General features: G+C 51.0%; 14 protein-coding genes. 11 read left to right on the forward strand and 3 right to left on the reverse strand.

The features are described 5' to 3' along the window. Window positions 1-50 precede the first annotated feature (50 nt). From JZI27_RS04620 to JZI27_RS04635, 4 genes are all read left to right on the forward strand, one after another. Window positions 51-1,799 carry an ABC transporter ATP-binding protein gene (locus JZI27_RS04620; RefSeq protein WP_280206914.1) on the forward strand — a complete coding sequence of 583 codons (1,749 nt, stop codon included), beginning with the start codon at window positions 51-53 and terminating at the stop codon, window positions 1,797-1,799. 15 nt (window positions 1,800-1,814) lie between these two features. After that, complete coding sequence (locus JZI27_RS04625; RefSeq protein WP_122908858.1) at window positions 1,815-3,890, forward strand: ABC transporter ATP-binding protein; 2,076 nt, start codon at window positions 1,815-1,817, stop codon at window positions 3,888-3,890. Window positions 3,891-3,911: 21 nt separating this feature from the next. Next, window positions 3,912-5,096 (forward strand): MFS transporter, encoded by a 1,185-nt coding sequence (locus tag JZI27_RS04630; protein WP_280206915.1) that lies wholly within the window; start codon window positions 3,912-3,914, stop codon window positions 5,094-5,096. 174 nt (window positions 5,097-5,270) lie between these two features. Further along, a complete protein-coding gene (locus JZI27_RS04635) occupies window positions 5,271-5,408 on the forward strand; it encodes a hypothetical protein (RefSeq protein WP_251243392.1) in 138 nt (45 codons plus the stop codon). Window positions 5,409-5,535: 127 nt separating this feature from the next. Here JZI27_RS04635 and JZI27_RS04640 read toward each other — a convergent pair whose 3' ends face one another. Both JZI27_RS04640 and JZI27_RS04645 read right to left on the reverse strand, forming a co-directional pair. Further along, complete coding sequence (locus JZI27_RS04640) at window positions 5,536-5,736, reverse strand: RDD family protein (RefSeq protein WP_280206916.1); 201 nt, start codon at window positions 5,734-5,736, stop codon at window positions 5,536-5,538. A 7-nt stretch (window positions 5,737-5,743) separates the two neighbouring features. Further along, on the reverse strand, window positions 5,744-5,998 hold the full coding sequence (locus JZI27_RS04645) for a hypothetical protein (RefSeq protein WP_280206917.1): 255 nt from the start codon (window positions 5,996-5,998) through the stop codon (window positions 5,744-5,746). A 269-nt stretch (window positions 5,999-6,267) separates the two neighbouring features. On the opposite strand from JZI27_RS04645, the gene JZI27_RS04650 reads away from it, so the two are divergent. The 3 genes from JZI27_RS04650 to JZI27_RS04660 all read left to right on the forward strand — a co-directional run bounded on the left by JZI27_RS04650 (window position 6,268) and on the right by JZI27_RS04660 (window position 9,490). Continuing rightward, window positions 6,268-8,112, forward strand: a complete 1,845-nt coding sequence (locus JZI27_RS04650; protein WP_280206927.1) for a heavy metal translocating P-type ATPase — start codon at window positions 6,268-6,270, stop codon at window positions 8,110-8,112. Between the two features lie 191 nt (window positions 8,113-8,303). Beyond that, the gene (locus JZI27_RS04655) at window positions 8,304-9,035 is read left to right on the forward strand and encodes an amino acid ABC transporter ATP-binding protein (protein ID WP_280206918.1); all 732 of its coding nucleotides are present in this window, start codon (window positions 8,304-8,306) and stop codon (window positions 9,033-9,035) included. Beyond that, window positions 9,032-9,490, forward strand: a complete 459-nt coding sequence (locus JZI27_RS04660; RefSeq protein ID WP_280206920.1) for a cupin domain-containing protein — start codon at window positions 9,032-9,034, stop codon at window positions 9,488-9,490. The genes JZI27_RS04655 and JZI27_RS04660 overlap by 4 nt, the downstream gene beginning before the upstream one ends. Window positions 9,491-9,546: 56 nt before the next feature. Here the strand turns inward: JZI27_RS04660 and JZI27_RS04665 are convergent, their stop codons facing one another. Further along, a complete protein-coding gene (locus JZI27_RS04665; protein WP_280206928.1) occupies window positions 9,547-10,242 on the reverse strand; it encodes a polysaccharide deacetylase family protein in 696 nt (231 codons plus the stop codon). 158 nt (window positions 10,243-10,400) lie between these two features. Here JZI27_RS04665 and JZI27_RS04670 point away from each other — a divergent pair, with 158 nt between their 5' ends. The 4 genes from JZI27_RS04670 (at window position 10,401) to gcvH (ending at window position 13,316) form a co-directional block, all read left to right on the forward strand. Next, window positions 10,401-11,213, forward strand: coding sequence for a DUF2797 domain-containing protein (locus JZI27_RS04670; RefSeq protein ID WP_280206921.1), 813 nt, complete (start codon window positions 10,401-10,403; stop codon window positions 11,211-11,213). Between the two features lie 82 nt (window positions 11,214-11,295). Further along, window positions 11,296-11,658, forward strand: coding sequence for an arsenate reductase family protein (locus JZI27_RS04675; protein ID WP_122908867.1), 363 nt, complete (start codon window positions 11,296-11,298; stop codon window positions 11,656-11,658). A 2-nt stretch (window positions 11,659-11,660) separates the two neighbouring features. Further along, window positions 11,661-12,848: an aminotransferase class I/II-fold pyridoxal phosphate-dependent enzyme gene (locus JZI27_RS04680; protein ID WP_280206922.1), complete on the forward strand. Its 1,188-nt coding sequence runs from the start codon at window positions 11,661-11,663 to the stop codon at window positions 12,846-12,848. Window positions 12,849-12,935: 87 nt separating this feature from the next. Beyond that, entirely contained in the window at window positions 12,936-13,316 is a 381-nt protein-coding gene (gcvH, locus tag JZI27_RS04685) for a glycine cleavage system protein GcvH (protein ID WP_122908869.1), read from the forward strand. The last annotated feature ends 118 nt before the right edge of the window (window positions 13,317-13,434 follow it).

The following is a 13,434-nucleotide window of genomic DNA, read 5'->3' on the forward strand; positions in this document are numbered from 1 at the left end:
ATCTCTGGGTGGATAGGCAGGTATATTTGGCTTGTAAAGAGGTGATTAGCATGCAGATACTGCGGGACTTATCCTGGTTTTTTCGAGCACATTGGAAACGGTACACAGTGGGTATCGCATTCCTGTTTTTAATTGATGTTTTGATGCTGTGGCCGCCGCGTCTGGTCGGTGAGACGGTAGACTCGATTCGCAATGGCTCTCTGACGACGGCCCATTTGACCGAGTCGGTCGCGATCCTGCTCTCGCTGGGTATCGCTTTATACGTGATGCGATTTATATGGCGGTATCTGTTGAATGGCGGAGCACTCATTCTGGAGCGGACTTTGCGTGAGCGCCTTTTTTCCCATCTGACGCGCATGACACCTTCCTTTTATCAGCGCAGACGAAGCGGCGATCTGATGGCCATCGCGACCAACGATATACCGGCAGTCGAACAGACGGCAAGCATGGGTGTACTGACCTTGGTAGATTCCTTGTTTATGACTGTACTCACGCTTGGAGTCATGATGGTTACGATCGATTGGAAGCTGACATTGGCAGCACTGATCCCGATGCCGTTCTTGGCCTGGTCGACTGCTTATTACGGACGACTGCTGCACGAACGCTTTTACTTGGCGCAGGAAGCATTTGGCGAGATGAACGATCACGTTCAGCAATCCGTTTCGGGTGTTCGTGTGATGCGCGCTTTTGTGCAGGAAGACAAAGATGTAGATGCCTTTCGCCGTGTCAGCGAAAAAACGCTGGAACGAAACGTAAACGTGTCACGCATCGATGCGTTATTCGATCCGACGATCGCGATCATTATCGGGTTCAGTTTTTTAATCGGGCTTGGCTATGGGACGTATCTCGTCTTTACCAGCTCCATCTCACTTGGCGATCTGGTCGCCTTCAACCTGTATTTGGGCCTGTTGATCTGGCCGATGTTTGCCTTTGGCTGGCTGATCAATGTCGTACAGCGGGGAAGCGCGTCCCTCAAGCGTTTGTCCGAAATGCTGATCGAGGAGCCCGATGTGCATGAGGCGAATCAGCCTGTCACGGAAGCAAAAGGCAATTCGATTGAAGCCCGCCATTTTACATTTACGTATCCGGGTACGAGCAAGCCTGTCTTGCAGGATCTTTCATTTTCACTCGGTGAAGGAGAAACGCTCGGGATCGTGGGGCGCACAGGAAGCGGAAAATCGACGCTGTGCCGTTCTCTCTTGCATCAATACCGCATGCAGGATGATGCCCTCTTCATTGGCGGCGTAGCGATCGAGAGACTGTCCTTTGATGCGCTGCGTGCCAAAATCGGCTATGTGCCACAGGAGCATTTGCTGTTCTCCAGAACGATCGCGGAGAATGTGGCATTCGGAAAGCCTGAAGCGACTGAGCAGGAGGTGCTTCGTGCGCTGGAGCTGGCTGAAATGGGACGCGATCTCATGCAGTTCAGCGAGGGTCTTGAGACGATGGTAGGCGAGAAGGGAGTTACCCTGTCAGGCGGACAGAAGCAGCGTATTTCGATTGCACGAGCCTTGCTGATGGATGCAGATATTCTCATTCTCGATGACTCCCTTTCTGCTGTGGATGCGCGGACGGAAGAGAGGATCGTGCATCATCTGCGCCAGGAGCGCGCAGGAAAAACAACGATTATTACGGCCCACCGCTTGTCTGCTGTCCAGCATGCCCAATTGATCCTCGTGCTCGAGGAGGGCAGGATTGTGGAACGCGGTACGCATGACGAGCTGATGTTGCTGGGTGGCTGGTACGCTGAGCAGTATCGCCGCCAGCAGATGGAACAGGATGTAGTCGGCCAGGAATAGGAAGGAGAGCGTTTCATGAATGGGCATAGCGTGTGGAAACGGCTGGTCGATTTCGCCAGACCGTTTCAAAAACAGATAGCAGGAGCGCTTTTCTTGCTGTTGCTCGGTACGGGTGCAGAGCTGGCAGGTCCTTTTTTGGCCAAGGTCATGATCGACAATCACATCCTGTCGATCCAAAAGGCCTGGTATGAGTTTGCACAGGAACCAACGGCCGGTGCTGAAAAAGCCGTAGAAGTGGAAGGCAAGTACTATGTGCGGGAGGATCGGCTGCCCTCCATCGGAGAAACACCGGAGGGCGCCAAGGAGCATCAGACGACGGTGCTGGCGGAAGGAACCACGTATTATCTGGTCTTTGGACCTGTGGACCAGAACGGGGAAAAGAGCATTGTACCGACGACTGAGGAGAATGGCCGTCAGCACGTAGAAGTAACGGTCAACCAGTCGGAGCCCGTAGCAGGGATACGCTTGACCGCAGATGAGGTCAAAGCGATGTACGAAGGTGATATTCAGCCGATTATTTGGCTGTCTGTCGGGTATGGCGCACTCATCCTCTTGTCAGCGGGTTTTAATTACATTCAGATCTTATGGCTCCAAACCATCGCGCAGCGCATTATCCAGCAGATGCGGATGAAGCTGTTTATTCATTTGCAAAAGCTGCCGGTGTCTTTCTTTGACAAGACGCCAGTGGGTTCTCTCGTCTCCCGCGTCAGCAATGATACCGAGGCGATACGCGAGCTGTACGTCAGCGTGCTGGCTACCTTTGTGCAAAACGGATTGTATTTGATCGGCATCTTGATTGCCCTGTACATCCTGCAGCCAGAGCTCGCGCTGTTCTGCTTTTTGACAGTGCCGCTGCTGGTTTTGCTGGTCATTTTTTATCGCAAATACAGCTCCCGCTACTACACGATCATTCGTGCGAGGCTGGCTGACATGAATGCGATGATCAACGAAATGATTCAAAACATGACGATCGTGCAAGCCTTCCGTCGAGAGGAAGGTGTCCAGAAGGAATTCTCAAAGGTAAACGAGGAGTACTTCAAGGTCAAGCTGAAGGAAATCAACATCGAGTCGTTTCTCCTGCGCCCGGCTGTTGACCTGATCTGGAAAATCGCCTTGACGATCATTATCTGGTATTACGGCTCTGCTTCCTTCCACAGTGCCATCTCTTTCGGGGCACTCTTCGCTTTCGTGGATTACATGGGGCGCTTTTTTGAGCCAATCAACATGATCATGAACCGCCTGTCACAGCTGCAGCAGGCGAATATATCGGCCAAGCGCGTGTTTGAAATCATGGATACACCTGCAGAGGTCGCTAGCGCGAGAGAACAGATCGCGCGACCGCGTGGAGAAGTGGTATTCGACAAGGTTTCCTTTGCTTATTCGGGTGAGGAGTACGTGTTGAAAGACGTTTCGTTCACCGCCAAGCCGGGAGAGACGATTGCGCTGGTTGGACACACGGGTTCTGGAAAAAGCTCCTTGATGAATCTGCTGCTGGGCTACTATCCGGTGACCCAAGGACGCATTTTGATTGATGATGCACCAATGAGCGAGATGGATATTCAGTCGCTTCGCCGTCATATCGGCCTCGTCCTGCAGGATCCGTTCCTGTTTACTGGGAGCGTCGGCTTCAATATTCGCATGTACAACGACGACATCACCAACGAACAAGTCAGAGAAGCAGCCAAGGCCGTCAGGGCAGATGCCTTTATTTCAAAACTGCCGGGTGGTTATGACGAACCGGTAGTAGAACGGGGGATGACGTTGTCCGCTGGCCAGCGACAGCTCATCTCTTTTGCCCGGGCACTTGTCTCTGATCCTGCGATCCTGATTCTGGATGAAGCGACTGCCAGTATTGACAGTGAGACCGAGTCTGCGATCCAGGAGGCTTTGCACGTATTGTCCCGCGGAAGGACGACCTTCATCATTGCGCACCGGCTGTCTACGATTCAACATGCGGATCAGATTCTCGTGCTGTCTCGTGGTGAAGTCGTGGAGCGGGGCACGCATGAGGAATTGATGGGGCAGGATGGACTGTATCGAAAAATGTACCAGCTCCAGCAAGGCGGTCTGTCTGCTACAGTAAATGGATAATCCAAGTGGAGGTTCAACACCATGCAATCATCTCGCTACACCTTTTGGGTGTTGATCGTCGTCGTGGCGGTCGCAGGGGCCAATCAAGGACTGACGATTCCGCTGCTCGCTGTCATGCTGGAGCAGCAGGGCGTATCGACTGTCGTGAATGGGTTAAATGCGACTGCCCTCTATATCGGAGTTGTACTGGTTTCACCCTGGCTGGAGATCCCCTTGCGCCGCATCGGGTACCGCAATACGATTTTTTGGGGACTAGTGCTGTTGACCGTATCGACGCTTCTCGTCCCTATGTTTTCTTCGCTCACCGTCTGGTTTGTTCTGAGACTTCTGATGGGCGTAGGCGATTCCAGCTTGCATTACGCCAGCCAGATGTGGGTGACCAAGATCACCTCGGAGAAGAACCGCGGTCGGGATCTGTCCATTTACGGTCTGGCATTCGGAATTGGCTTTGCGATAGGACCTTTGGGTTTAAACCTGCTGACGTTCGGGGTATGGGTGCCATTTGGAGCGTTGATTGTCTTGTACGTCATCGCCTACGCGCTGTTGGCCCGAATCAAGAATGACTTCCCAGAGGAAATCAAACAGACGGAGAAAAAGCAGAACAAGTACGTGGCAGTTCTGCGCATCGCTTGGCTGGCGCTGATTCCTCCTTTTCTTTACGGCTTTATGGAAACGTCGCTAAATGGCAGCTTTCCCATCTACGCCTTGCGCACAGGCTTGTCACTGGAATGGACTTCCCTGATCCTGCCCTCCTTTATCGTAGGAAGCATCATTTTGCAAATGCCGCTTGGTATGCTGAGTGATCGCATTGGACGCAAGAAGGTCATGTTTGTCTGCGCTTTGGTCGGAGCTGCGGCTTTCTTCCTCTTCCCGGTTGCGGGAGAAAATGTCTGGTTCATGATGCTGATGCTGGCAATCGCCGGGGCGGCTGTGGGGTCTTTTTACTCGCTCGGATTGGCTTACGCGGCGGACATTTTGCCTGCTTCCATGATCCCTACGGTGGGTATCATAGCCGGTATCAATTTTGGGGTAGCGAGCATTCTGGCTCCAGGCTTGAATGGATTTTTAATGCAGGCGTGGGAGCCGTGGACGATGTTTTGGCTGATGGGAGCGCAGCTGCTGGCGTTTGCTATCGCGTGTCTGGTCCATCGCGAGACTTCAGCGGCACAAAAAGAGATACCGATTTCATTGCAAAAGCATGGTTAATCGAAAGAGTAAAGGATGGGCAATGGCACTTTTCCTGTAAAAGACAGGGGAGGTGCCGTTTTTTTAGTGGTTTTGTCCGACAATTTGTTCATGGTGCCAAAAAGAAGCATAAACGGGCGGCAGGTAGGGAAGCGTAGATATATAGAGAATGAATGGTGGAAGGGGTTGCTCCATATGTTTACTCCATGTATTTTCAAGCGAGGGATCATCTGGGTCGTATTTTTTGTCATCAGCATGTTTGTCATTCCGTTTTTTGCCGAAGAGGATGCCAAATCACCTGTTCCTGCCGCACCTCAGGTTCAGACAAAGTAAATGGATCGACCACATAGAGTGGAATCTTCTTTTTGCGGTGAAGCGCTTACATGATTTTATTGCGAAAAAGGACTCGCTTTCCATGCAAGGTATGAGCTGGAGGCGAGTCTTTTTGCTATGTATAGACCTAATGCCGTTTTTCTCGATTCACGAACGTATGGGCGATCAGATCCTGCCATCCTTGTTTTTTCTTGTTCCAGCCAACCCACATATACCCCAGTCCGAATGGAAGCGAGCAAAGCGGCTTGCCGATCCATTCACGCACGAGCACCTGACCGATGGATAACGTTTGGCGTTTCGCACCAACCGGTATCACGCGAATACCCATGATGATTTTACCCAGCGTCTGTCCCGTCCACCAGGGAGTAGCGAACCACAGTGGCTGCCGCGCTCTGCTGTCCCGTTATGACTCCAGTTACAAACAGCTGCACGATTTTACTGCTGCCGACGCCTGAAACAATATTTTCATCCCAGGAGTAGCCAGGGTGGTCGGCGAGTTTATCCGTCGTGCTAGCAAACCCTTCTACGATAAGCCCAGCCAAAAGAACGGAAAAGACGATGATAAGAGCGATCCATTGTTTGCGTTCCATACAGGTCACCTCAGGTCTTAGCATGAGCAGCAATCGTTAGAGTTACACATGCGAAACGCCAAAAAAAGGATTGACGAAGAAAGAGGTCTACATTAGAATTAATATAAATTTATTGGCTTTGCGCAAAAATATTCACCTAGGTAAAGATAGGAATAATCATTATCAATTAGGATGCTGTTGCCTTCGGGCAGCAGCTTCCACTGTTTTTACGGGAGAAATAAGTCTGATTCTCTTTCTCAACGAGAGAAAAAAAGGAGATGGTTGTCTTGATGGAAAAAATCGCGATGGCTCTGTCTGCAATCGGTTTGTTGAGCAGTTGGCTGTACGGGGAGGTTTGGGGGGGTGACCTGGCTTGGATAGCCGTGCTCTTGTGCGGGGTTCCGATCGCTTGGGCGGCGAGCAAGGAGCTGTTTATGGAACGCAAGATCAACAGTGATGTGCTGGTGACGATTGCAATCGTAGCTGCTGTAGGCATCGGTGAAATTTTTGCTGCAGGGGAAGTAGCCTTGATCATGATGATCGGGATGTGGTTGGAGAACCGTACTGTAGCGAAGGCTGCATCTGCACTGGAGGAAATGGTACAGATGGTTCCGCAGACGGCGATGGTCAAACGTGAGCACGGCTGGGTAGAAATAGCTTTGGAAAAGGTCGTCAAGGGAGATGTGGTTCAGGTCAAACCGGGTGAGAAGGTGCCAGTGGATGGTGTCGTCCATCACGGTCAAGCAGCCGTTGATCAGGCAGCATTGACGGGGGAATCGCTGCCAGTAGAAAAGCGTCAGGGTGACGAGGTTTTCATGGGGACGTTGAACACCAATGGCGTCATCGAGATCGTTGCGGAGCGAGTTGGTGACGAAACGACTTTTGCCAAGGTAACCCGTCTCGTGGCAGAAGCGATGGAACGCAAGGCACCTGTACAGCGCCTGTTGGATCGTTGGGCAGCCTGGATTGTTCCCAGCAGTCTGATCCTGGCTATTCTTATGTTCATGATCACAGGTGATCTGGTTCGAGCGGTTACCATCCTCATCGTTTTCTGTCCCTGCGCATTGGTATTGGCTACGCCGACTGCGATCATGGCAGGTATCGGAAGTGCAGCCAAGCATGGGATTCTCATCAAAAGTGGCGTGGCAATGGAGCAAATCGGTCTGGTCAATGCTCTGCTGTTTGACAAGACAGGTACACTGACCGAAGGAAAATTGCAGGTAACCGGAGTAGCTCGCTTGCACAACCAGCAGGCTGAGGATGTGTTGCGCCTGGCCGCGGCGCTGGAGCAGCACTCGGAGCATCCAGTCGCACACGCCATCGTGAAGGCAGGGGAAGACAGAGGCATCAAGCTGCCGCAGGTGGATTCCTTTCTCGTTCACCCGGGGAATGGTGTGTCGGGGCAAATCGACGGTCATGAAGTCATGGTAGGGAATCGCCGCTTTTTCACGGACAAGGGGATTGAAACAGCAGAGCTGACGCAGATGAGAGAAGAGCAGGAGAGTGCTGGACATACGGCGGTTTTCGTTGCCCGTGACCGCAAGCTGGTCGGAATGATTTCTTTGGCTGACCGCGTTCGTCTGGAATCGCGGGATACGATCGGACGATTGCGGCTCAATGGTGTGGGCGAGATTGCGATGCTGACCGGAGACAACAGGGGGGCGGCCAGTCAGATTGCGCGTCAGGCCGGGGTGACGACTGTCTATGCAGAACAATTTCCGGAGGCGAAGTATCAACGTGTAGAAGAGCATCGTCAAAAAGGGCATATTGTCGGGATGGTCGGTGACGGTATTAACGATGCGCCTGCACTGACAGCAGCGCATGTGGGGATTGCGATGGGGGCTGGCGGAACACAGATAGCAGCGGAAGCAGCTGACATTGTCATCATGAACGATGATGTGTCCAAGGTGGCAGATGTCGTACAGCTCGGACAAAAAACGCTTCGGGTCATTCGCGAGAACCTGATCGTCTCCAGCGTGATCAACGCCATAGCGGTCATTCTGGCGATGGCCGGAATCCTTGGGCCTGTAGGAGGAGCTTTTGTCCACAATGCCACATCTGTCCTGGTCGTCCTCAATTCGGCTCGGTTGATTCACTTCCTGTCCAGCAAAAAGAGAGAAAAAGGCATGACTTGACTTGTACGACTTGTTCTTGCCAGGGTGACTGTAATCTGACGGCAAAAGGATAGTGGCTGTGCAAAACAGCTTAAACCGGAGGTGAGTTGCTTCCGGTTATTCTTTTTGCTCCCATTTCATGCAATTGCGGCAATATTCATGTAATATATAGGAGATAGGCGAAAAGTAGACGATTTGCAGGGGGTGATGCCATGATTATCCAGGTAAAGGACTTGAAGAAGAATTATGGCAATTTACAGGTATTGAAGGGCATAACCACACAGGTCGAAGAAAGAGAAGTCGTATGTGTAATCGGCCCATCTGGCTCAGGAAAAAGTACATTTTTACGTTGCCTTAATCAGTTGGAGGAAATGACCAGCGGCCAGATTATCATGAGCGGACATGATTTGTCTGATCCCAAGGTAGATATCAACAAGGTGCGCGAAGACGTAGGAATGGTTTTTCAGCGCTTTAATTTGTTTCCACACAAAACGGTGCTGGAAAATGTGATGCTGGCACCGATCAAAGTGCGCAAAACCGCGCAGGAAGAGGCACGCAAGCATGGTTTGGCGCTATTGAAGAAGGTAGGCCTGGAGGACAAAGCCGATGTCTATCCGGACCGCTTGTCAGGCGGACAGATGCAGCGCGTGGCGATTGCTCGTGCTTTGGCGATGAATCCCAAAGTCATGCTGTTCGATGAGCCAACCTCCGCACTTGATCCGGAGCTGGTGGGTGAGGTGCTTGCTGTTATGAAAAATCTGGCTACAGAAGGAATGACCATGATCGTGGTCACCCATGAGATGGGCTTTGCACGTGAGGTGGGGGACAGAGTTATTTTTATGGACCAGGGAGTCATCATGGAGGAAGGAAAGCCTGAAGAGGTATTTGAAAATCCGACAAATGAGAGACTCCGATCCTTTTTGGGCAAGGTGATGGTCAGTTGATCAAGCTGTGTAATATAGAAGCTTTGCCAGAAGATCATATCGATGATGATCAGAAGATGTGTACCCTTTTTCTAGGGGATGCTGCCGGCAGTGAAAAGCTCTATGTCAATATCGACAAGGTGCAGCCAGGGGCAAAAAGCACGAAGTATCACAGTCACAGCCTTCAGGAGGAGTTTTTTCTGATCCTGGCGGGCACGGGTACGCTTCGGATGAATGATGAATACATCCTAGTGAAAAAAGGGGATTTCATCGCCAAGCCTGCCGGAAGAGGAATCGCCCACCAGTTCATCAATACGGGTGAAGAGGTATTGGAAATTCTGGATACGGGACTAAAGGTAAAGGATGATATTGCCTACTATCCAGATGAAGATGTCCTCTTTGCACGTGGACAAAAAAAGATGTTTAAACAAACGGATTCCTTACAAAACTGGAATTCCGACCCGAACGGTTCTTAAGAATAGGCACCAGCTGCTTCGAGTACGGAGCACTGGTGCCTATTGCTACAATAGCGTTATTTTGCTTCATCTAATAGCTGGCTTACCGTAACAAAGCGATAGCCCTGTGCGCGCAGGTGCTTGATCAAATCCCGCAGGGCGGCAACGGTTTGCTTCTGGTTCAGCCCGCCATCGTGAAATAAAATGATGTCGCCAGACGAGACATTGCTTTTCACACTTTTGGCGATGACCGAGGCGGTACGACGCAGGGACCAATCGCGCGGATCAATGGACCAGAGAATCAGATCATAACCACAAGCCTGAACTGCATTCATCACATCATGGGTCATGACGCCGCCAGGGGGACGATAATTTTGGGCGAGTATTCCGGTCGTGCGTAAAATAGAAAGCTCACCGTGCTTGATATCATCGTAAACCTCTTGCTCGGTGAGCTTGTTAAGATCATGGTGATCATAGCCATGATTGCCGATCTCATGCCCTGCCTTGGTAATCCATTGCATCACTTTGGGATACTTGTCCACCTGGGAGCCGAGGACAAAAAAAGTGGCTGGAACTTTGTTTTGGTGCAGGACCTCCAATATTTTAGGTGTATACGTCGCGTCGGGTCCGTCGTCGAAGGTAAGGGCAACGACTTTTTTCTTTGTATCGATTCGGTGAATCGGCTCATAGGTGAGATGGGAAGTGCCGGCCTGTACGGGGAGTGCAGCGTAGCCAAGAAGGCAAGCGGCGATGACGAGCCATGCAAGAAGCATGCTGTGTCTCAAGGAAAACGCCTCCTTCCGTGGAATATAGTCATAGCTTCGCCTCTGTTCATGGAAAACATGCTGCCAAAAGAAAGCAGCGATCAAAGGGAACGGATGATGTGATAGAATGAAAGGATCGATTGTATACGGGGAAGGGGAGAGTATGTGTGCAGCTCCGAGGTTTGCTACATGGATTGACACATCAGTATCACGGGAAGGACAAGCCCGTAGATTACTATATGCAAATCGGCGAAGATCGTTTGCCGTTAAATGAATGGCTGGATCATGACGTCACGATTTCTTTTTTAGGTCAGAAAAATTGTATTGCATGTGGGAGAAAGACGAACAAGACCTTTAACAGCGGGTACTGCTATCCCTGTTTTACAAAGCTTCCCGAGAATGACCTGTGTATCGTCAAGCCTCATGAATGCCACTTTGAACTGGGAACCTGCAGGGATGAGAGCTTTGGTGAGACGTATTGCATGATACCACACTACGTCTACCTCGCTGTGTCCAGTGATATCAAGGTTGGTTTGACTCGCAAGAACAACCAGCTCAAGCGCTGGGTCGATCAGGGAGCGATCCGTGCGATTCCGATCGCAGAAGTCCCTACACGGAGGATGGCCGGGGAGCTGGAATTCCATCTCAGCCAGTTTTTGCCGGACAAGACCAATTGGCGCAAAATGCTCAAGGGAGAGGTGCGGGAGATCGACCTGATCACCATGCGAGACGAGGTGTACAGCCACTTCCCGGATGCATTCAAGCCTTTCCAATACCGGGAAGACGAATGGGTGGATATTACGTACCCTATTCTGGAATCTTTGGACAAGATCAACTCCAAAACATTGGATAAGGAAGAAAGCATCGGAGGCCGTCTGATCGGCGTAAAAGCCCAGTACCTGATTTTTGAAAATGCGGTGTTTCAAACGAGGAAGCATGCTGGCTATCAGGTTGAAATTTCCGTCAAGCCCCGTTCATAATAGAGTGAAAAGGAAGAAAACGGCAGCTTACGGATGTGTGAGCTGTCGTTATTCATACATAAAATCGTAGAGGTGATTCTCGATGACAATCAAAGCGTACCTGTACAACAAGTGTGATACGTGCCGCAAAGCAAAGAAATGGCTGACGGAGGAAGGCGTGGGCTTCGAGGAAATTCCGATCGTGGACGCTCCACCAAGCAAGGAAGAGCTGCGCCGCATCTGGAAAGCAAGCGGGCTTGAACTGCGCAAGTTTTTCAATGTGAGCGGGGTTCAATACAAGGAGCTGGGACTCAAAGACAAGCTGCCAACCATGACAGAGGAAGAAATGCTGGAGCTGCTCGCTTCCAATGGAAAACTGATCAAACGTCCTTTGATCACCGACGAGAAAAACGTTACCTTGGGCTTTAAAGCAGAAGACCTGGAAAAAACCTGGGGAGGAAAGTGAGTATGCCCAAACCGTCGAAGCGACTGGAGCAGTTGTCGGCCGCGATTTTTTCGCAAATGGCAGAGCGAAAGCGCGAAGTTGCCAAAACGAGAAAAGTGTACGACCTTAGTATCGGCAGTCCGGATCAACAGCCAGACCAGCGTTTGCTGGATGAGCTTGCGGCAGCGATCCAACAGCCTGGGGCTTTTGGGTATGCCCTCAGTCAAGGGACAGCATCGTTTCGGGCAGAGGTGGCGGAGTGGTATCGATACCGTTTTGGCGTGGAGCTAAATCCGGATGGAGAGGTTCATTCCCTGATGGGTTCTCAGGATGGTCTCGCCCATTTTGCTCTAGCTTGGACGGATCCCGGTGATCTGGTTCTTGTGCCTGATCCAGGGTATCCCATCTATGCGGGGAGTGTCCATTTGGCTGGGGCCACCCCTTATTTCATGCCGCTCAAAGCGGAAAATGGGTTTTTACCTGATCTGTCGGCTATTCCTGAAGAGGTAGCCAACCAGGCGAAATTCATGATTCTCAACTACCCCAACAATCCGGTATCGGCTGTCGCCACCGTCGCCTTTTTTGATGAGGTAGTGGCATTTGCGAAGCGCCATGAGATCATTGTCGTACACGATCTGGCGTATTCAGAAATGGCCTTTGACGGATACAAGCCTCCCAGCTTTTTGCAGGCTGCCGGTGCCAAAGATGTAGGGATCGAGTTCAATTCCTTTTCCAAAAGCTTCAACATGGCAGGCTGCCGCATCGCCTATGTCGTGGGAAATGAAGCTATCATCCAACCGCTCGCTGTGGTCAAGTCCAATGTCGATTACGGGGTGTTCCTCCCCGTTCAGCAAATGGCGATAGAAGCCATGAAGCAGGATCGGTTGTCGGAAGGTCAAAACAGCGTAGGAGCCTTGTATCAGGAGCGCAGGGATGTTCTTTTACATGAGCTCGAAAAAGCGGGCTGGATCATTGAACCGCCAAAAGCGACGATGTTTGTATGGGCCCCCGTGCCCAAGGGCTGGACCAGCGATGCATTTGCCTTTGCGCTCTTGGAGGAGACCGGAGTGGTCGTGATTCCGGGAAGTGCATTTGGAGAGCAGGGAGAAGGGTATGTCCGCATTGCACTCGTGCAATCGCCAGAAGTGCTGAGGGAAGCGGCGGCATCGATCGCCCAGTCAGGAATTATCCAGCGAAAACAGGGAAAATGATGGGTGCATGGAAGAGGAATCCTAGAAATGGCGTCAAATATGTTTTATGATGTAATGGAATGTACCTGATAGGAGGATACGTAAACGATGGATTTCCCAAAAAATTTGCGTTACAGCGAAGAACATGAGTGGGTGCGAGTAGAAGGTAACAAGGCGTATATCGGCATTACTGCATTTGCTCAATCTGAGCTGGGTGACATCGTGTTCGTTGAATTGCCGGAGGTTGGAGCAACCATTCAGCAGGACGAACCATTCGGTAGCGTAGAGTCTGTTAAAACGGTTTCTGAGCTGTACGCTCCTGTATCTGGCAAAGTAGTTGAGGTGAATGGCGAGCTGGAGGATGCGCCAGAGCTGGTGAACTCCTCGCCGTATGAACAAGCATGGATGATTGTCGTGGAATTGGCGAATGAAGCTGAACTGGACAAGCTGATGGACGCTGAAAAATACGGTGCAATGGTAAAAGAATAAGAATCCAAAAGGAAGCTGGGGCCGATACGCCTCAGCTTTTTTTCACTATATAGGAAAGTATATAATTTTGAGGGGCGCAAGCCCCTCTATTTGTTGGTAAAATCGTTATATGGAGACA

This window comes from Brevibacillus sp. AY1 (assembly GCF_029870785.1).
Lineage (GTDB): Bacteria > Bacillota > Bacilli > Brevibacillales > Brevibacillaceae > Brevibacillus > Brevibacillus invocatus.